A 17,971-nucleotide genomic window follows, 5' to 3' on the forward strand; every position below is an offset into this window, starting at 1 on the left:
CGCCGGCCCACGGAGGGAGAGATGGCGAAGTTCGTCTTCGGAATGGTCCAGTCGCTGGACGGCTATGTGGACCACACGGTGCTGCCGGCGCCCGGTCCCGAACTGTTCCGGCATTTCATCGACTGGGTGGGCAGCCTGAGCGGCAGCGTGTACGGGCGCGTCGTCTACGAGCTGATGCAGTACTGGGACGAGGACCGTCCCGAGTGGGACGCGCCGCAACGCGAGTTCGCGGTGGTCTGGCGGCGCCAGCCCAAGTGGGTGGTCTCGCGCACCCTGAAGACGGTCGGCCCCAACGCCACCCTGATCGAGGGCGATCTCGCGACGGCGATGCGCGACCTGAAGGCCCGGTTCGAGGGCGAGATCGAGGTCGCCGGGCCGAACCTGGCCCAAAGCCTCACCGATCTGGGCCTGATCGACGAATACCGGCTGCTTTATCGCCCCTTCGTGCTGGGAAGCGGCGCGCCGTTCTTCGCGGGGCCCCGGCCGCCGCTGCGGCTGGTGTCCAGCGGGCCCGTGGGCGAGGACGCGTTCGCGCTGAACTACGTTCCAGCCTAGGCCGGCCTGGGCGCGCGCGGACGGCCACGCTTCAAGCTTGGTTAATGAATTCGGTTCACCGGTATCGCCCAAAGTACAGTCAACGACTCGGGGGAGCCGCATGAGCGCCAAGGACCAGCTCGACCAACGTCTGAGCTTCATGCGGTTCGATCATCGGTCCCGGTCGGCGCTGCAGGCGGCCAAGCCGGTGCTGGACGCTGCGGTGCCCGAGGCGCTGGAAAGCTTCTACGAACAGCTGCGGGGCTTCGCCGAGACGCGGGCCCTGTTCAAGGACGGGAAGGGCGAGAGCGCCCAGGCGCGTCAGGTGGCCCATTGGCGGCGGATGCTGTCGGGCGACCAGGGTCCCGACTATGTGGCGGCGGTCGAGCGCATCGGCCAGTCCAACGCCCGCGCCGGCCTGGAGCCGCGCTGGTCGATCGGCGGCTACGCCCTGGTGCTGGACAAGCTGATCCATGCGGTGCTGGGCAAGCGCTCGTCCGCCAAGGGGATGTTCGGCGGGGCCAAGGCCGACGACGGCGCGGCCGACCAGGTCTCGGCCCTGGCCAAGGCGGTGTTCCTGGACATGGACCTGGCCGTCTCGGCCTATTTCACGGTGCTGCTGGAAGAGCGCGACCGCCTCGAGGCCGAACGTCAGGCGGCCGAACAGCAGCAGGCCTCCGCCGTGGCCGCCCTGGGCGTGGCCCTGTCGCGGCTGGCCTCGGGCGACCTGTCGGTGCGGATCGACGGCGCGCTGTCGCCGGAGTTCGAGCGCCTGAAGACCGACTTCGACAACGCCGCCGCGGCGCTGGACAAGGCCATGGGCGCGGTGTCGCGCGGGGCGCTGGACATCCGGGCCGGGACCGACGACATCGCCCGCGCGGCCGACGACATGGCCGAGCGCACCGAGCAGCAGGCCGCGACCCTGCAGGAGACCGCCGCGGCCGTCGAACAGCTGACCGCCACGGTCGAGCAGACCGCCAAGAGCGCCAAGGCCGTCTCGGCCCAGGTCCGCGAAGCCGCCGCCGACGCCCAGACCTCGGGCGAGGTGGTGACCCGCGCCGCCGAGGCCATGACCCAGATCGAGAGCTCCTCGGCCAAGGTCTCGCAGATCCTGGGCGTGATCGACGAGATCGCCTTCCAGACCAACCTGCTGGCCCTCAACGCCGGGGTCGAGGCCGCCCGCGCGGGCGACGCCGGCCGCGGTTTCGCGGTGGTGGCCCAGGAAGTGCGGGCGCTCGCCCAGCGCTCGGCCGAGGCCGCCAAGGAGATCAAGACCCTGATCGCCGACTCCAGCCGCCAGGTGGGCGAGGGCGTCGACCTGGTCGGCCGGACGGGCGAGGCCCTGCGCGGCATCGTCGCCAAGGTCGGGGTCATCGACACCCTGGTCGACGAGATCGCCGCCTCGGCCAACGAGCAGGCCGCCGCGCTGGGCCAGGTCAACGTGGCCGTCAACCAGCTGGACCAGGTGACCCAGCGCAACACGGCCATGGTCCAGCAGTCGACCTCGGCGGCCCATGCCCTGCGCGCCGAGGCCGCGGACCTTTCCAACCACGTGGGCGGGTTCCGGACGGGCTCGACCCAGGCGCCGTCGCGCGAGCATCCCGTGCACCAGGCCCGCGAGCGCGTGGCCGCCTTCGCGCGGCCGGGGCGGTAGTCCCGGCCCGCGGGCGCGTCGGCGAACTTTGCTTTCCGCTTTTGCGGCGCGCCGGGCTATCAAGGCGGCATGGATCGTAGACGCAGAATCCTGATCGTCGGGGGCGGCACGGCCGGATGGCTGACCGCGGCCTATCTGGCCAAGTCCTTGCGGATCGCCGAGCAGGCGCATCTGGAGATCACCCTGCTGGAATCGCCCGACGTCGGCATCATCGGCGTCGGCGAGGCCACGTTCCCGACCATCCGCACGACCCTGCAGTTCCTGGGCATCGACGAGGCCCGGTTCATCCGCGAGACCTCGGCCACCTTCAAGCAGGGCATCCGCTTCAACGACTGGGCCTGGGCGCCGAAGGAGAGCGGCGGGCGCCACCAGTACTTCCACCCGTTCGAGGCCCCGTTCTCGACCGACGGGACCAGCTTGGCCCCTTACTGGCTGCTGCAGAACGAGGCGACCCGCGCGCCGTTCGCCGAGGCCATGACCATCCAGGCCCGGGTCGCCGACGCTCAGCGCGCCCCCAAGCGGCCGCACGAGGGCAACTTCTCGGGCCCCTTGAACTACGCGTACCACTTCGACGCCGCCAAGCTAGCCCAGGTGCTGGCCGAGCGGGCCCGCGAGCTGGGCGTGCGCCACGTGCAGGGCCTGCTGACGGGCGTGGAACTGGACGCCACGGGCGCCATCGACCACGTCACCTGCCAGGAGCACGGCCGGCTGGACGCCGACCTCTATATCGACTGCACCGGCTTCCACGCCGAGCTGATCGGCCGGGCGATGAAGGCCCCGTTCAAGTCGGCGCGGCCGATCCTGTTCGCCGACCGCGCCCTGGCCTGCAAGGTGCCCTACGACCGTCCGGACGCGCCGATCCAGAGCTTCACGATCGCCACCGCGCACGAGGCCGGCTGGACCTGGGACATCGGGCTGAACGGCGCGCGCGGTGTGGGCTGCGTCTATTCCAGCGACCACATCGACGACGACCGCGCCGCCGCGATCCTGCGCGGCTATCTGGGCGAGGGCGTCGAGGTCACGCCTCGGGCGCTGTCGTTCGAGGCCGGCTACCGCACCAAGCAGTGGGTCAGGAACTGCGTGGCCGTGGGCCTGTCGGCGGGCTTCCTGGAGCCGCTGGAATCGACCGGCGTGGTGCTGATCGAGGCGGCGGTGGCGATCATCGCCGAGCTCTTCCCGCACAACGGCCCGATCAGCGCCCCGGCGTTCCGCTTCAATGAGCTGATGACGGCCCGCTTCGACAACATCATCACCTTCCTGAAGCTGCACTACTGCCTGAGCCAGCGGACCGAGCCGTTCTGGCGCGAGAACGCCGACCCGGCCTCGATCCCCGAGCGGCTGGTCGACTTGCTGGAGCAGTGGCGCTGGCGGCCGCCCACCCGCTACGACTTCATCCTGGACCTCGAGACCTTCGCCTTCTTCAACTACCAGTACATCCTGTACGGCATGGGCTTCAAAACCGACCTGTCGCCGGGGCGCAGCGAGTTCCCCGACGTGGCGGGCGCCGAGAAGCTGTTCGCCAAGATCCGCACGTTCGGCGACCGGGCCACCCACGACCTGCCCAGCCACCGCGACCTGATCGCCCAGATCAACCGCTTCGGCTTCGACCGGCCGCTGGAGCCGGCCTGAGGCCGGTCGGGCTCAGGCGAAGTCGGCTTCTTCGTACAGCGGCCGGATCTCGATCTCGCTGGGTCCCGGCATGGGGTTCGGGCAGCGCTTCACCCAGGCCACCGCCTCGTCCATGTCCTTGACCTCCCAGAGCCAGAAGCCGGCCACCAGCTCGCGGGTCTGGGGGAACGGCCCGTCGACAACCGTGCGGCCGGGACCGTCGAAGGCGACGCGCTTGCCTTCCGACGAGGGCCTGAGGCCGTCGCCGGCCTTCATGACGCCGGCCTTGACCAGCTCGTCGTTGAACCGGCCCATCGCCTCCATCATCGCCAGGGTCTCGGGCGTGGGGAAGAAACCCTTCTCGCTGTCTTCGGTCGCCTTCACGAGCACCATCACGCGCATCGTCCGTCTCCTTGTCCGCGCCGGCCGCATCGGCCTGGCGTCGAAACGACGAACGGGGGCGTCGGATGCCGACATCGGCTCGTGGTCCGGCCAAAAAGAAGCCCTCGCTCCGGCAGGAGAGCGAGGGCAGGGAAGCGACTGGGAAGTCGACTGGGGAAGTGGTCAGGCGGCCTTGGCGACGGCGCCGTCGATGGCGTCCAGCTCGCCCGTCTCGCGGGCCTTCTTGCCGTAGACCACCTCGAACAGCGGGCTGGCCATGACCGTGGTGACGATCGCCATCAGCACCAGCATCGAGAACAGGGTCGGGCCGATGATGCCCTTCTGCAGGCCGATGTTGATGATGATCAGCTCCATCAGGCCGCGCGAGTTCATCAGGGCGCCGATGCCCATGGCGGTGTGGTGGTTCTCGCCGGTCAGGCGGGCGGCGGCGTAGCAGGCGCCCCACTTGGCCAGGATCGAGCAGACCAGGACGCCCAGGGCGATCAAGAGAAGTTGCGGCGAGTTGACCATGTCCATCCGGGTGTTCAGGCCCGAATAGGTGAAGAACATCGGCAGCAGCAGGACGACGGCGATCGGCTCGACCTTGCGCTTGAGCTCCTCCACCAGCTTGCCGCGCGGCATGACCACGCCCAGGATGAAGCCGCCGAAGATGGCGTGGATGCCCACGGCGTCCATCAGGAAGGCCGAGACGCAGAAGGCCAGGATGACCATGGCCAGGACGCCGGTGCTCATCTCGCCTTCGCGCTCGACGATGCGGCCCAGCGGAGCCAGGATCTTCGGGCCGAGGATGGTGACGAAGGCCACCCAGGCCAGGCCGCCGCCGATGGCGAGGACCGCCACGCCGGGGCCGCCGCCGAAGGTGGCCAGCACCACGGCCAGCACGCACCACGACACCGCGTCGTCGAAGGCGCCGGCGGTCAGGGACAGGGTGCCCAGCGAGGTCTTGGCCAGGCCGCGCTCGTTGATGATCCGGGCCAGCATCGGGAAGGCGGTCAGGGCGATGCAGGCGCCCATGAACAGCGTCGCGCTGCCCTGGCCGATGGTCGCGGCGAAGAGGCCCGGCACCTTCAGCAGGAACGGGGTGATGAGGGCCGCGATGATGAACGGGGCCGCGATGCCGGCGAACGACACGCTCATGGCGCTCTTGGCCTTGGCCTTGAAGTGGCCCGCCTGGAAGCTGGTGCCGACCATGAACATGTAGAGGCCCACGCCCAGCTGGGCGCCGACGTACAGGACGTTCTTGGTCTCCTTGGGGAACAGGGCCAGCTGGAAGTCGGGGAACAGCAGGCCCAGCAGGGATGGGCCCAGCACCACGCCGGCGATCATCTCGCCGACCACCTGCGGCTGCTGCAGCAGCTTCTGGCCCAGCCAGCCCACGACCCGGCAGGCCAGGACGATGACGGCCAGCTGCAGGAAGAAGTGAACGCTGAAGTCGCCCGGCGTGAAGCTGTGGGCGGCGACCTTCGTGGCCGGGCCGTGCGGGTCGAGTATGCCCGTCACGGTCGTGACGAGGCTGGAAATGATGTCGGACACGTGTGTCCCCCCTGTTTGAAATCCCTCGGCGTTGACCGCCGTTGGTTCAAAGCCGCGCAGAAGCCGGCGGGGCGCGCAAGTTGAAAGAGCGTTTTTGACGCTCGCGTACAGAAGATTGTTTTTGCTGGCTTATTTCCTGTTGCGAGAACGCCACAACGTAGTAACGTGCCTACAAGACAGCCTTGTCAATGTAGGTATGTAGGCACGTGAAAATCATCTCGAGTCGCGACTTCAACCAGGATGTCAGCCAGGCCAAGCGGGCGGCGCGGATCGAGCCGGTGTTCGTCACCGATCGGGGCAAGACCACCCATGTGCTGATGAGCATCGAGGCCTATCGCAAGCTGTCGGGCCAGACCGAGACCATCGTCGACCTGCTGGCCATGGCCGCGCCGGCCAGCCTGGACGTCGCCGAGGTCCGCTCGACCGAGGCCTGGGACACCCCCGGAAGCTGGCGCGGCTGATGTACCTGCTCGACACCGGCATCGTCTTCGAGCTGCGCAACGCCAAGGCCGGCGGCACGGATCCGGGCCTGGCCGGCTGGGCCGCCGGCGTCGCCCGGTCCAGCCTGTTCATCTCGGCCGTCACCCTGCTGGAGCTGGAGACCGGCGTCGCGCGGGCCGAGCGGAAGGACAAGGCGACAGGCCAGGCGCTGCGGACCTGGCTGAACGACCAGGTCGCCGTCGCCTTCGAGGGGCGGGTCCTGCCGGTCGACGCCGCCGTCGTGCGCGGGCGGGGCCGCCTGCCGCTGACCGACGCCCGCGACGCCCTGCTGGCCGCCACCGCCCTGGAGCACGGCCTGACCCTGGTCACCCGCGACGTCGCGGCCTTCAAGGTCAACCGGCTGAAGGTGTTCAACCCCTGGGGCTACAAGCCCGAGGCGCTGGACGACAGCGAGGACTGGGGCCAGGCCGCCAAGGCCGGGTCGCAATGGCTGCGCAACATCTTCGTGCGGGGCTGACGCGGGGGCGGGCGGCGCCGCCCCTGGCGTGTCTATCGGGCGACGGAGCGGAGGCCGTGCACCAGGGCCTGGGCGGCGATCGCCGCCTGGGTGCGGTTGTGGACGTTGAGCTTGCGCATCAGCGCGGTCATGTGGGCCTTGACCGTGGCCTCGGCGATGCCGAGGTCGAAGGCGATCTGCTTGTTCAGCAGGCCTGAATTGACGCCTTCCAGCACCTTTAGCTGGGTCGGCGTGAGTTCCTCGAACGCCGCTTCCAGATCGCGGTCGATAACGCGGACTGCCGTCGTGCTCATGCTTGAACCCCTCTGTTTCATCCCAGCGCAGCCATCATCAGCGGTGCGACGCCCGTTTGTTTTCCGTTCGCCGATCAGAGTCGGTGAACGCGGGTCGTGTTCCAGGATGGTAACGCTATCTGTTGGACAAGTTCAAGCGATTTGCGAAATGTGAACGTGAACATTTGTTTTTGACAGGCGTAATGTCGAAACCTGTCATACAGATTTGACGGGGCGTGGCGAGTTGGAACAAGCTCGCCCCCGCGACGGCGGCGCTTGCCGAATGTGGAGATGGGTGGATGAGCGAGGGCCGTTTGGCCGACAGGGCCTATACGGGCATCGTCGAGATGATCAACGCCGACGGGATGGAGGTCGGGGATCGCTTGCCGTCCGAGGCGCGCCTGGCGGAAATCTTCGGCATGTCGCGCACGATCGTGCGCGAGGCGCTGGTCCGGCTGGCTGCCGACAGCATCACCGAGCCGCGTCGCGGGGCCGGGTCGTTCGTGAAGAATCGCCCGTCGGACAAGCTGGGCGCCTACATGCCGCTGTCCGAACTGCCCTCGACCCTGGGCAGCTATGAAGTGCGTTTCGTGCTCGAGGCCGAGGCGGCGCGGCTGGCGGCGGCGCGGCGGTCGGACGAGGAGATGACCAGCATCGAGGGGGCGCTGTCGGATCTGCGCAAGGCGCTGCTGTCGAACGCCCCGGCCCACGCCGAGGACATGGAGCTGCACCGTCGCATCGTGCAGGCCACCGCCAACCCCGCCTTCCTGCTGGCGTTCGAGGCCCTGCAGCCCGACGTCGACCGGATCATGCGCGCCGGCGTCGACATCTCGCGGTCGCGGCCGCCCGAGGCGATCGCCGAGATGATGCGGGAGCACGAACTCATCGTCGAGGCGATCCGCGCCCAGGACGGCGACGGCGCGGCCCTGGCCATGCGCTGGCACCTGTCGCGCGGACGAAAGCGGCTGATGCCTTAGGGCAGCGCCCTAGGGGCGGGCGCCGTCCGCCAGCCAGGCCTGGGCGATCTCGCACAGGCGGTCGGGCGGGGCGACGGCGTCGAGCGTGAACACCGCTTCGTCCGCATCCGGACGTTCCAGCGTGGCCAACTGGCTGTCCAGCAGGCTGGCGGGCATGTAGTGGCCCGAGCGCTGGGTGAGCCGCCGCAGCAGCTCGTCCTGGCTGGCGTCCAGCAGCACGAAGCGGGTGGGGGCCCCGATGGCGTCGCGCAGGCGCTGGCGGTAGCTGCGCCGAAGCGCAGAACAGGCCGCCACGACCGGCCGTCCCGGGGCCAGGGACCGGGCGACGGCCTCGCCCAGGCGGTCCAGCCACGGCCAGCGGTCGTCGTCGTCGAGAGGGCGGCCGGCGCGCATCTTGGCCACGGCCCGGGCGTCGTGGAAATCGTCGCCTTCCAGGAACGGGCAATCGAGCCGATCGGCCAGCAGCGCGCCCAGGGTCGACTTCCCGCTGCCGCTGACGCCCATGGCGATGATGGCGAGGCCGGCGGACGGGACAGGACGGGGTGGCGGCTGCAAACGGGCTCCCTGAACGCTGGGCGACCCGCCGAACCGTCGACAGGCTGACCGCACCCCAGGGGTTCTACCGGGCCGCCGACAAGGCGTAACTACGACCATGGTCGAGGATGGCGGGTATGGGCCGATCCCTTATCGATAAGGGATTGTAACAAGGAGAGCGGCATGCGGGCGGTCCTTCTGGCGGCGTTTCTGGGGGTTTCGACCCCGGCCTTGGCCCAGGCGGCTTCCGTCCTCCTCACAGCGCCCGACGATCCCCGCGCGATCACCGTCAAGGGCGTGGGCGACGGCCGCGCCGACGACACCGAGGCCGTCCAGAAGGCCATCGACGCCGCGCGCGATCCCACCGGCCACGGTCTGGTCTTCCTGCCCTCGGGCCGCTACCGCCTGAGCCGCACGATCCTGGTGCCCCCGGGCGTGCGCGTCTTCGGGGTGGGCGCGACCCGACCGGTCTTCGTGCTGGCCCCCAACACGCCGGGCTTCCAGAAGGGCGTGGGCACGATGATCGTGTTCACGGGCGGCGACCAGTACCAGGTCGGCGACATCCCCGTACCGGTGTCGACCGTGGTCCCGCCGACCGACAAGGTGCGCGACGCCAATTCGGGCACCTTCTATTCGTCGATGGCCAACATCGACATCGAGATCGGCGAGGGCAATCCGGCCGCGGCGGGCGTGCGCTTCCGCATGGCCCAGCACGCCTTCCTCAGCCACATGAACTTCCGCCTGGGCTCGGCCTTCGCCGGCGTCTACCAGGCCGGCAACATCATGGAGGACGTCCACTTCCAGGGCGGGCGCTACGGCATCGTCACCGAGAAGACCTCGCCGGCCTGGCAGTTCACATTGGTGGACTCCAGTTTCGACGGCCAGCGCGACGCCGCGATCCGCGAGCACGAGGTCGACCTGACCCTGGTCAATGTGGCGATCCGCAACACGCCGGTCGGTATCGACATCGACCGCGGCTACAGCGACAGCCTGTGGGGCAAGAACGTCCGGTTCGAGAACGTCTCCAAGGCCGGGGTCGTGATCTCGGCCGAGGACAGCGTCTTCACCCAGATCGGCTTCGACAACGCCGTGGCCTCGAACACCCCGGTGTTCGCCCGCTTCCGCGACAGCGGCAAGACCGTGGCCGGCAAGGGTCGGGCCTATCGGGTGGGCGCGTTCACCTACGGCCTGACCCTGTCGGGCCTGGGCCAGACGGGCGAGTACAAGACCGTCGCCGACGTGACGCCGCTGAAGGCCCTGCCGGCCGCGTCCGCGCCGGCCCTGCGCGCCCTGCCGCCGGTCGCCGACTGGACCAACGTCAAGACCCTGGGCGTCAAGGGCGACAGCAAGACCGACGACACCGCCGCCCTGCAGAAGGCGATCGACACGCACCGCGTGCTCTATCTGCCGATCGGCTTCTACAAGGTCACCGACACCCTGAAGCTGCGGCCCGACACCGTGCTGATCGGCCTGCACCCGGCCATGACCCAGCTGGTGATCCCCGACGACAACCCGCGCCACGCCGGCGTCGGGCCGGTGACGCCCGTGCTGGAGGCGCCCAAGGGCGGCGACAACATCCTGTTCGGGCTCGGGATCTTCACCGGCCGGGTCAATCCGCGCGCCTCGGCCCTGCTGTGGCGGTCGGGCGCGACCTCGCAGGTCACCGACGTCAAGATCATGGGCGGCGGCGGCACGCCCACCATGGACGGCAAGCCGCTGGGCGCGCTGCAGGCCCGCAGCGGCGATCCCGTCGCCGACGGCCGCTGGGACGGCCAGTACCCGAGCATCTGGGTGACCGACGGCGGCGGCGGCACCTTCGCCAACGTCTGGAGCCCCAACACCTTCGCCTCGGCCGGCTTCTACATCAGCGACACCAAGACGCCGGGCCACATCTACGAGGTCTCGGTCGAGCACCACGTGCGCAACGAGTTCGTGCTCGACAATGTCGAGAACTGGGAATTCCTGGCGCCCCAGACCGAGCAGGAGGTCGGCGACGGGCCGGACGCCGTCTCGCTGGAGGTGCGCAACTCGCGCAACATCCTGTTCGCCAACTATCACGGCTATCGGGTCACGCGGTCGTACCATCCGGCCGAGACGGCGGTGAAGCTGTTCAACTCGACCGACATCCGCTTCCGCAACGTCCACATCAACGCCGAGAGCGGCGTGGCCCTGTGCGACAAGATCGGGTGCGGCACCTATCTGCGGGCCAGCAAGTATCCGTTCGAGAACGCCATCCAGGACAAGAGCCGCAAGCAGGAGGTGCGCGAACGCGAGTTCGCGGTGCTGGACGTCACCGGCGATCCGTCGCCCGTCGCCACGGCCGCCGACCCTAAGGTCCGCAAGCTGGAGACCGGCTTCTGGTCGATCTCCGGCGCGACGGTGGGCGCGGACGGGGCGCTGTACTTCGTCGAGAAGCGCTTCCAGCGGATCTATCGCTGGACGGCGGCCAAGGGTCTGGAAGTGGTGCGCGACAATTCGCTGGACCCGACCAACCTGGCGGTCGACGGCTCGGGCAAGCTGCTGGTGGTGTCGTCGTACGGCCCGCAGGCCAGCGTCTATTCGATCGATCCCGACGGTCCCAAGGACCAGATGACGATGATCGCCCCGACGCCCGCGTCTCCGCGTGCGGGCGGCAAGACCCTGCTGCCGGTCAACTGGTGGAACAACGGCGAGTTCCGGGACCAGTACGACCCGGCCACCGACCAGTTCACGACCCTGGCGCAGATGTTCGCCCGCGACGTCGGCACGCCCAAGACCCAGGAATACGTCTCGCCCGACGGCAGCCTGTCGCTGCCCGCCTTCCGGGTGTGGCAGCAGGGGCCGCCCGACCATGTGGGCTGGCGCTGGGCCGACAGCCTGCAGGCCAACGGCCTGATCGGCGGCGCGGTCGGCGAGCGGGTGTTCGTCACCAACGGCTCGGAGAACAAGACCTATAGCGGCCAGATCGGCCCCGGCGGGACGCTGACCGACCTGAAGGCCTTCGCCGATCGCGGCGGCGAGAGCGTCGCGGTCGACGGCCAGGGCCGGGTGTTCGTCGCCAACGGCCAGATCTTCCAGTACGGGCCCGACGGCAAGCCGGCCGGCCGCATCGACGTGCCCGAGCGGCCGCTGCAGCTGATCTTCGGCGGACCGGACAAGAAGACCCTCTTCGTCCTGACCCATCATTCGCTCTATGCGGTCACGCCCTGACCGGGGGCTTGCGTTTGTTCGCGCGACGGGCCGACATCCGGCGGTTCGTCGCGGGTAGGGGAGTTTCGCCATGAAGACTTGGCTCGTCGCGCTGGGCGCGGCTTCGATCGCGTCCGTCGTGGTCCCGGCCGGATCGGCCTGGGCTTCGGTCTCGGTCTTCGCGACCGCACCCGACGATCCCGCCGCCGTGACGGTCAAGGCCAAGGGCGACGGCCGCGCCGACGACACCGCCGCCCTGCAGGCCGCGATCGACGCCGCCGCGGCCAAGCCCGGCGGCGGCCTGGTCTTCCTGCCGTCCGGCCGCTACCGGATCAGCAAGACGCTGTTCCTGTGGCCGGGCGTGCGGGTGTTCGGCGTCGGCGCCACGCGCCCGGTGATCGAACTGGGCGACAGGACGGCGGGCTTCCAGAAGGGCGTGGCCAACATGGTGATCTTCGCCGGGGCCAAGCGCGACCCGGCCCGCCGCGTGCCGTTCCCGGTCCCGGGCAGCGTGCCGTTCGACAAGGCCATCGCCGACGCCAATTCGGGCACCTTCTACAGCGCGATGGCCAACATCGACTTCAAGATCGGCGACGGCAATCCTGCCGCGACCGCGATCCGCTTCCACGCCGCCCAGCACGCCTTCGTCAGCCACATGGAGTTCGACATCGGCTCGGGCCTGGCGGGGCTGTACCAGGTGGGCAACGAGGCCGAGGACCTGCACTTCAAGGGCGGGCGTTACGGCATCCTGGCCGAGAAGACCTCGCCCGCCTGGGGCTTCGTGCTGCTGGACTCCACCTTCGAGGGCCAGCGCGACGCGGCCATCCGCGAGCACGAGGCCGGCCTGACCCTGGTCAATGTGACCCTGCGCGACACGCCGGTCGGCATCGAGATCGACCGCGGCTACGGCGACTGGCTGTGGGGCAAGGACGTCCGCTTCGAGAACGTTTCCAAGGCCGGCGTGGTGATCTCCAACGAGAACAACGTCTACACCCAGGTCGGCTTCGACAACGCCGTGGCCTCCAACACCCCGGTGTTCGCCCGCTTCCGCGACAGCGGCAAGACCGAGGCCGGCAAGGGCAAGGCCTATCGCGTTTCGTCGTTCACCCATGGCCTGACCCTGCCGGGCCTGGGCCAGGTCGGCGCCTACAAGACGGATATGAAGGCCGAGACCCTTCCGGGCCTGCCGGCGCGGCGCACCCCGGCGATCCGGGCCCTGCCGCCTGTCGCCGACTGGGTGAACGTGCGCACGCTGGGGGCCAAGGGCGACAACGCCACGGACGACACCGCCGCTGTCCAGAAGGCGATCGACGCCCATCGCGTGGTCTATTTTCCGACCGGCTTCTACCGGGTCGCCGACACCCTGAAGCTGCGGCCCGACACCGTGCTGATCGGCCTGCACCCCAGCCTCACCCAGATCGTGCTGCCCGACCGCACCGAAGGCTACCAGGGCGCCGGCGCGCCCAAGGCCTTGGTCGCCTCGGCGGACAAGGGCGACAACATCGTCTTCGGCCTGGGGCTCAACACCGGCGGGATCAATCCGCGCGCCACGGCCCTGCTGTGGACGGCGGGCGCCAACTCGCTGGTCGACGACGTCAAGTTCCAGGGCGGCCACGGCACCAATCTGTACGACGGCGAACGGTTCAATCCGTACAACGCCAACGCCACGGCCGACGCCGATCCGGCCAAGCGCTGGGCTGGCCAGTATCCCAGCCTGTGGGTGACCAACGGCGGCGGCGGGACCTTCGCCAACATCTGGAGCCCCAGCACCTACGCCTATTCGGGCATCTACGTGTCCGACACCCAGACCCCCGGCTACATCTACCAGGCCTCGGTCGAGCACCACGTGCGCACCGAGATCAGCCTCAACCGCGTGGCCAACTGGGAGCTCCTGGCGCCGCAGACCGAGGAGGAGGCCGGGGAGGGCGAGGACACCGTCTCGCTGGAGATCCGCGACTCCCGCGACATCCTGGTGGCCAACTACCACGGCTATCGCGTCACCCGGACGCGGCGGCCGGCGGCGGCGGCGGTCAAGGTCTACAACTCGCAGGACATCCGTTTCCGCAACGTGGCGGTGAACGGCGAGAGCGGCTTCAGCACCTGCGACGAGAGCGGCTGCGCGACCTTCCTGCGCCTGACCAAGTACCCCTACGAGAACGCCATCCAGGACGTCACCAGCGGGCTGGAGGCGCGCGAGCGGCAGTTCGCGGTGCTGGACCTGACCGCCCACCCGTCGCCGGTCACGCCCTCGATCTTCCCCGCCGGGGCCCGGATCGAGAAGCTGGGCGACGGCTTCTTCTCGCTGGGCGGCGGCGCCGTGGACGCGGCCGGGACGCTCTACTTCACCGACCGCCGCCACCAGCGCATCTACAGCTGGTCGGACGCGCGCAAGCTGTCGATCGTGCGCGACAACACGCTGGACCCGATCAACCTGGCCGTCGACGGCTCGGGGAACCTGCTGGTCCTGTCGTCCGACGGCCGCGACGGCACGGTCTACAGCTTCAAGCCGGGCAGCCCCGACACCGAGGTCGCGGTGATCGCGCCGACCCCGGCCGCCGACCATGCCGGGGCGGCGACCGTGCTGCCGGTCAACTGGTGGAACAACGCCGAGTTCAAGGACCAGCTGGATCCGGAGACCTACCAGTTCACGACCCTGGCCCAGCTGTTCGCCCGCGACATGGCGCTGCCCAAGGCCAAGGAATACGTCTCGCCCGACGGCAGCCTGGCCTTGCCGGCCTACCGCGTCTTCCAGCAGGGACCGCCCGACTACCGGGGCCTGCGCTTCTCGGACTCGCTGGACACCTACGGCTTCACCACGGCCAAGCCGGGCCAGCGGGTGTTCGTCGCCAACAGTTCCGAGAACAAGACCTACAGCGGCCTGGTCGGGCCCCAGGGCGAGGTGACGGACCTGAAGGTCTTCGCCGATCGGGGCGGCGAGAGCGTCGCGACCGATCCGGAAGGGCGGGTCTATGTCGCCAACGGCCAGGTCTTCGTCTACGCCCCCGACGGGCGGGAGCTGGGCCGCATCGACGTGCCCGAGCGGCCGCTGCAACTGGTCTTCGGCGGAGCGGACAAGCGGACCCTGTTCGTCCTGACCCATCACGCGCTTTACGCGGTGCGAGGGCGCTGAAGCCGCCCTCGCGGCCCGGGACTACGACCATGGTCTAATGGTTTGCCCGCGGCTAGCCTGACAAATTCCCTCAAGGCCATCGGTCGATGGACTCAACGAAAATGAGGGAGGCAGCAGGATGAGTGGTGTTGGTCGCGCCGGCGGGGGACCGTCCTATTTGAGCGCTCTGTTCGCGACGAGCGCGGTGGCGTTGATGGCGATGGCGGGGGCCGCGAGCGCCCAGACGGCGCCGTCCGCGCCGGCGCCTGCCGCCGCGCAGGAATCCTCGACCGTGGAGACGATCATCGTCACCGGCAGCCGGATCAAATCCACCAACTTCACCGCCCCCACGCCGACCCAGGCCCTGGGCGAGGCGGATCTGCAACGCAACGCCGAGCCGAACGTCTTCACCACCATCGCCCAGCTGCCCTCCTTGCAGGGGTCGACCGGCGCGACGACGGGCACCTTCAGCACCTCGAGCGGCCAGCAGGGCCTCTCCTCGTTCTCGCTGCGGGGCCTCGGCACCATCCGGACCCTGACCCTGCTGGACGGCCAGCGCGTGGTCCCGGCCAACGTCACGGGCGTCCCCGACATCAGCCTGTTCCCGCAACTGCTGGTCCAGCGCGTCGACGTCGTGAACGGCGGCGCCTCGGCCTCGTACGGCTCGGACGCGGTCGGCGGCGTGGTCAACTTCATCACCGACAAGCGCTTCGAGGGCTTCAAGTCGAACTTCGCGGCCGGCGTCACCACCTACGGCGACAACGAGCAGTTCCTGGCCCAGGTCGCGGTCGGCAAGTCCTTCATGGGCGGCAAGCTGCACGTGCAGCTCAGCGGCGAATATGATGACGAGGAAGGCGTTCCGGCCGGCGGGTTCGGCGAGGACGCGCCCGGCGACCGCGACTGGTACACGACCGCCACCCTGGTCAACCGCGGCGTCACCAACGACGGCTCGCCGCAGTACCTCTATCGCGAGCACGCCCAGGCCTATCAGTACACCAAGTACGGCCTGATCAGCGCCGGGCCGCTGCAGGGCACCGCCTTCGACAAGGCCGGCAATCCGTTCCAGTTCCAGTACGGCTCGAACGGCGTGCCGGTTAAGAACGCCGCCGGCAACGTGACCAACTGCTACTCGAACGGCGGCTTCTGCGTCGGCGGCGATCTGTCGGGCAACGTCGGCGTCGGCACGTCGCTGCAGTCCGAGATCAAGCGCCTGAACGGCTATACCCGCGTCGCCTACGACATCGACGACAACAACGAGATCTACGGCACCCTGAACGTCGCCCGCGTCGAGAGCGCCAACCAGCCCAATCCGGGCGCGGCCACGACCGGCCTGACGCTGCAGTGCTCCAACCCGTACCTGCCGGCTTCGGTCGTCACGGCCTGCGCCAACAACGGCATCACCCAGTTCACCTTCGGCACCAGCAACGCGCTGCTGCCGCGGAACATCTCGGTCCATCCGACCCGGACCCAGGTCCGCGCGGTGATCGGCGCCGACGGCAAGTTCAACGCCTTCGACAAGGACTGGTCGTACGACGCCTACTACACGCACGGCCAGAACACGACGAACATCCATGTCCGCGACATCCTGCTGACCCCGCGCTACCGGCAGGCCGTCCAGGCGGTCCTGCTGAACGGCCAGATCGTCTGCGCCGACGCGACCGCGCGGGCCAACGGGTGCCAGCCGATCAACGTGTTCGGCGGCCAGACGCCCAGCGACGCGGCCCTGGCCTACATCACCCCGAAGAACGGCCCGTACCAGCACTCGGTCCAGAAGCAGGACGTGGCCAGCATCAACGTCACCGGCGAGCCGATCCAGGGCTGGGCCGGCCCGATCTCGCTGGCCGTCGGCGCCGAATATCGCCGCGAGCAGTACCACGTCCAGGGCGACCCCTACGGCGACGGTTCGGCGGCCTCGCCCTACACCGTCGACTATCCGGCCGACCCGATCCTGAACACCCAGGGCAACAACTGGTTCGCGGGCAACTATCACTCGGGCGCCGGCAAATACAGCGTCAAGGAAGCCTATGCGGAAGTGAACGTGCCGCTGGTGGACTCCGAAGCCGCCGGCAAGGCCAACCTCAACATGGCCGGCCGCTGGACCGACTACAGCACCTCGGGCACCGTCTATACCTGGAAGGTCGGCGGCACCTGGGACACGCCGCTGGAGGGGATCCGCCTGCGGGCGGTCACCTCGCGCGACGTGCGGGCGCCCAACCTGTCGGAACTGTTCGCCGCGCCGGTCACCACGACGCAGCCCAACTTCACCATTCCCTCCACCGGCACGCCCCCCGCGGGTCAACCGGCGGGACCCGGCGCGCTGACGCTCTTGCAGAACGTGATCGGCAACCCGGACCTGAAGCCGGAAATCGCCAAGAACGTCTCGCTTGGCGTGGTCCTTTCCAACCCGAAGTGGTTCCCCGGCTTCAGCGCCTCCGTCGACTGGTACAACATCGTGCTGAACGGCGGCATCTCCAGCCTCAGCGCCCAGCAGGTCGTCAACTTCTGCTATGCGGGCCTGACGCAGTACTGCGGCAACTTCAACCTCAACCAGCCTTCCCCGTTCGTGACCGCCCAGGTGTTCAACCTGGCCTCGATCAAGACGAGCGGCTTCGACATGGAGGCCAGCTACCGCTTCGATATGCCGGGCGTGCCGGGCCACTTCGACCTGCGCGCCCTGGCGACGAACGTGCACAAGTACGTCACCAATCAGGGCTTCCCCGGCGGCTCCGTCATCGACAGCGCGGGCCAGAATTCGGGCAACACGCCGGACTGGAAGGTGCTGGCCGTGCAGACCTGGACCTCCGACCGGTTCATGCTCAGCCTGCAGGAGCGCTGGTTCAGCGACGGTGTCATCGGCGGCCAGTACATCGAGTGCGCCCCCGGCAGCTGCCCGACCGGCAGAAGCGCGGCGGACAACAACAACTATCCGACGATCGACTACAACCGGATGAAGGGCGCGACCTATGTCGACCTCAGCGGTTCGTACGAGGTCAGGGATGGTCTGAAGGCCTATTTCAAGGTCGCCAACCTGTTCAACAAGGATCCGACGCCCTCGCCGCAGACCAATACCGGTCTCGACGCCAACCCGGCGCTCTACGACCTGCTGGGCCGGTTCTACCACGTCGGTCTTCGCTACGAATTCTAACTTGAGCCGCTTCCACCACCTCCCCCTGGGCGGCGCCGCCCGGATCGAAACGGCTCTCCTGCCGCGTCGATCCGGGC

Annotated in this window: 13 protein-coding genes and 1 pseudogene; 9 read left to right on the forward strand and 5 right to left on the reverse strand. The window is 69.0% G+C overall.

Going from position 1 to position 17,971, the window contains the following annotated elements; translation table 11 throughout:
* Nucleotides 1-21: 21 nt before the first annotated feature.
* The 3 genes from WAE60_RS06310 to WAE60_RS06320 all read left to right on the forward strand — a co-directional run bounded on the left by WAE60_RS06310 (nt 22) and on the right by WAE60_RS06320 (nt 3,817).
* Nucleotides 22-555 (forward strand): dihydrofolate reductase family protein, encoded by a 534-nt coding sequence (locus WAE60_RS06310; RefSeq protein WP_029907109.1) that lies wholly within the window; start codon nt 22-24, stop codon nt 553-555.
* 100 nt (nt 556-655) lie between these two features.
* Nucleotides 656-2,188 (forward strand): methyl-accepting chemotaxis protein, encoded by a 1,533-nt coding sequence (locus WAE60_RS06315; protein ID WP_337685447.1) that lies wholly within the window; start codon nt 656-658, stop codon nt 2,186-2,188.
* Nucleotides 2,189-2,257: 69 nt separating this feature from the next.
* Complete coding sequence (locus tag WAE60_RS06320; RefSeq protein WP_337685449.1) at nt 2,258-3,817, forward strand: tryptophan halogenase family protein; 1,560 nt, start codon at nt 2,258-2,260, stop codon at nt 3,815-3,817.
* A 12-nt stretch (nt 3,818-3,829) separates the two neighbouring features.
* Here the strand turns inward: WAE60_RS06320 and WAE60_RS06325 are convergent, their stop codons facing one another.
* On the reverse strand, nt 3,830-4,198 hold the full coding sequence (locus WAE60_RS06325) for a YciI family protein (RefSeq protein WP_337685450.1): 369 nt from the start codon (nt 4,196-4,198) through the stop codon (nt 3,830-3,832).
* A gap of 162 nt (nt 4,199-4,360) precedes the next feature.
* Entirely contained in the window at nt 4,361-5,731 is a 1,371-nt protein-coding gene (locus WAE60_RS06330) for a cation:proton antiporter (RefSeq protein ID WP_337685451.1), read from the reverse strand.
* Nucleotides 5,732-5,937: 206 nt separating this feature from the next.
* Between WAE60_RS06330 and WAE60_RS06335 the strand changes: the two genes are divergently transcribed.
* Both WAE60_RS06335 and WAE60_RS06340 read left to right on the forward strand, forming a co-directional pair.
* Nucleotides 5,938-6,192 carry a type II toxin-antitoxin system Phd/YefM family antitoxin gene (locus WAE60_RS06335; RefSeq protein ID WP_337685452.1) on the forward strand — a complete coding sequence of 85 codons (255 nt, stop codon included), beginning with the start codon at nt 5,938-5,940 and terminating at the stop codon, nt 6,190-6,192.
* Nucleotides 6,192-6,689, forward strand: coding sequence for a type II toxin-antitoxin system VapC family toxin (locus tag WAE60_RS06340; protein ID WP_029907115.1), 498 nt, complete (start codon nt 6,192-6,194; stop codon nt 6,687-6,689). Before WAE60_RS06335 ends, WAE60_RS06340 begins: the two co-directional genes overlap by 1 nt.
* 32 nt (nt 6,690-6,721) lie before the next feature.
* On the opposite strand, the pseudogene WAE60_RS06345 reads toward WAE60_RS06340, so the two are convergent.
* Nucleotides 6,722-6,928, reverse strand: a pseudogene (locus WAE60_RS06345) (LuxR C-terminal-related transcriptional regulator); the annotation flags it as partial.
* Between the two features lie 332 nt (nt 6,929-7,260).
* Here WAE60_RS06345 and WAE60_RS06350 point away from each other — a divergent pair.
* Entirely contained in the window at nt 7,261-7,938 is a 678-nt protein-coding gene (locus WAE60_RS06350; protein WP_029915262.1) for an FCD domain-containing protein, read from the forward strand.
* A 9-nt stretch (nt 7,939-7,947) separates the two neighbouring features.
* On the opposite strand, the gene WAE60_RS06355 is transcribed toward WAE60_RS06350, so the two are convergent.
* Nucleotides 7,948-8,493: a gluconokinase gene (locus WAE60_RS06355; RefSeq protein ID WP_337685453.1), complete on the reverse strand. Its 546-nt coding sequence runs from the start codon at nt 8,491-8,493 to the stop codon at nt 7,948-7,950.
* Nucleotides 8,494-8,655: 162 nt separating this feature from the next.
* On the opposite strand from WAE60_RS06355, the gene WAE60_RS06360 reads away from it, so the two are divergent.
* Nucleotides 8,656-11,661 (forward strand): glycosyl hydrolase family 28-related protein, encoded by a 3,006-nt coding sequence (locus tag WAE60_RS06360; protein ID WP_337685454.1) that lies wholly within the window; start codon nt 8,656-8,658, stop codon nt 11,659-11,661.
* A gap of 70 nt (nt 11,662-11,731) precedes the next feature.
* Nucleotides 11,732-14,770 (forward strand): glycosyl hydrolase family 28-related protein, encoded by a 3,039-nt coding sequence (locus tag WAE60_RS06365; RefSeq protein ID WP_337685455.1) that lies wholly within the window; start codon nt 11,732-11,734, stop codon nt 14,768-14,770.
* Nucleotides 14,771-14,923: 153 nt separating this feature from the next.
* Here WAE60_RS06365 and WAE60_RS06370 read toward each other — a convergent pair whose 3' ends face one another.
* Nucleotides 14,924-15,061, reverse strand: a complete 138-nt coding sequence (locus WAE60_RS06370) for a hypothetical protein (RefSeq protein WP_231499516.1) — start codon at nt 15,059-15,061, stop codon at nt 14,924-14,926.
* Here WAE60_RS06370 and WAE60_RS06375 point away from each other — a divergent pair.
* Nucleotides 15,042-17,894: a TonB-dependent receptor gene (locus tag WAE60_RS06375; protein ID WP_337685456.1), complete on the forward strand. Its 2,853-nt coding sequence runs from the start codon at nt 15,042-15,044 to the stop codon at nt 17,892-17,894. The genes WAE60_RS06370 and WAE60_RS06375 overlap by 20 nt on opposite strands.
* Nucleotides 17,895-17,971 lie beyond the last annotated feature (77 nt).

The organism is Caulobacter sp. CCG-8 (genome assembly GCF_037402475.1).
Taxonomy (GTDB): Bacteria; Pseudomonadota; Alphaproteobacteria; order Caulobacterales; family Caulobacteraceae; genus Caulobacter.

What these genes read in the sequence shown, in the direction of transcription:
- WAE60_RS06310 (WP_029907109.1), top strand. Translation starts at nt 22, where the DNA reads ATGGCGAAGTTCGTCTTCGGAATGGTCCAGTCGCTGGACGGCTATGTG.
- WAE60_RS06315 (WP_337685447.1), top strand. Translation starts at nt 656, where the DNA reads ATGAGCGCCAAGGACCAGCTCGACCAACGTCTGAGCTTCATGCGGTTC.
- WAE60_RS06320 (WP_337685449.1), top strand. Translation starts at nt 2,258, where the DNA reads ATGGATCGTAGACGCAGAATCCTGATCGTCGGGGGCGGCACGGCCGGA.
- WAE60_RS06325 (WP_337685450.1), bottom strand. Translation starts at nt 4,198, where the DNA reads ATGCGCGTGATGGTGCTCGTGAAGGCGACCGAAGACAGCGAGAAGGGT.
- WAE60_RS06340 (WP_029907115.1), top strand. Translation starts at nt 6,192, where the DNA reads ATGTACCTGCTCGACACCGGCATCGTCTTCGAGCTGCGCAACGCCAAG.
- WAE60_RS06350 (WP_029915262.1), top strand. Translation starts at nt 7,261, where the DNA reads ATGAGCGAGGGCCGTTTGGCCGACAGGGCCTATACGGGCATCGTCGAG.
- WAE60_RS06360 (WP_337685454.1), top strand. Translation starts at nt 8,656, where the DNA reads ATGCGGGCGGTCCTTCTGGCGGCGTTTCTGGGGGTTTCGACCCCGGCC.
- WAE60_RS06365 (WP_337685455.1), top strand. Translation starts at nt 11,732, where the DNA reads ATGAAGACTTGGCTCGTCGCGCTGGGCGCGGCTTCGATCGCGTCCGTC.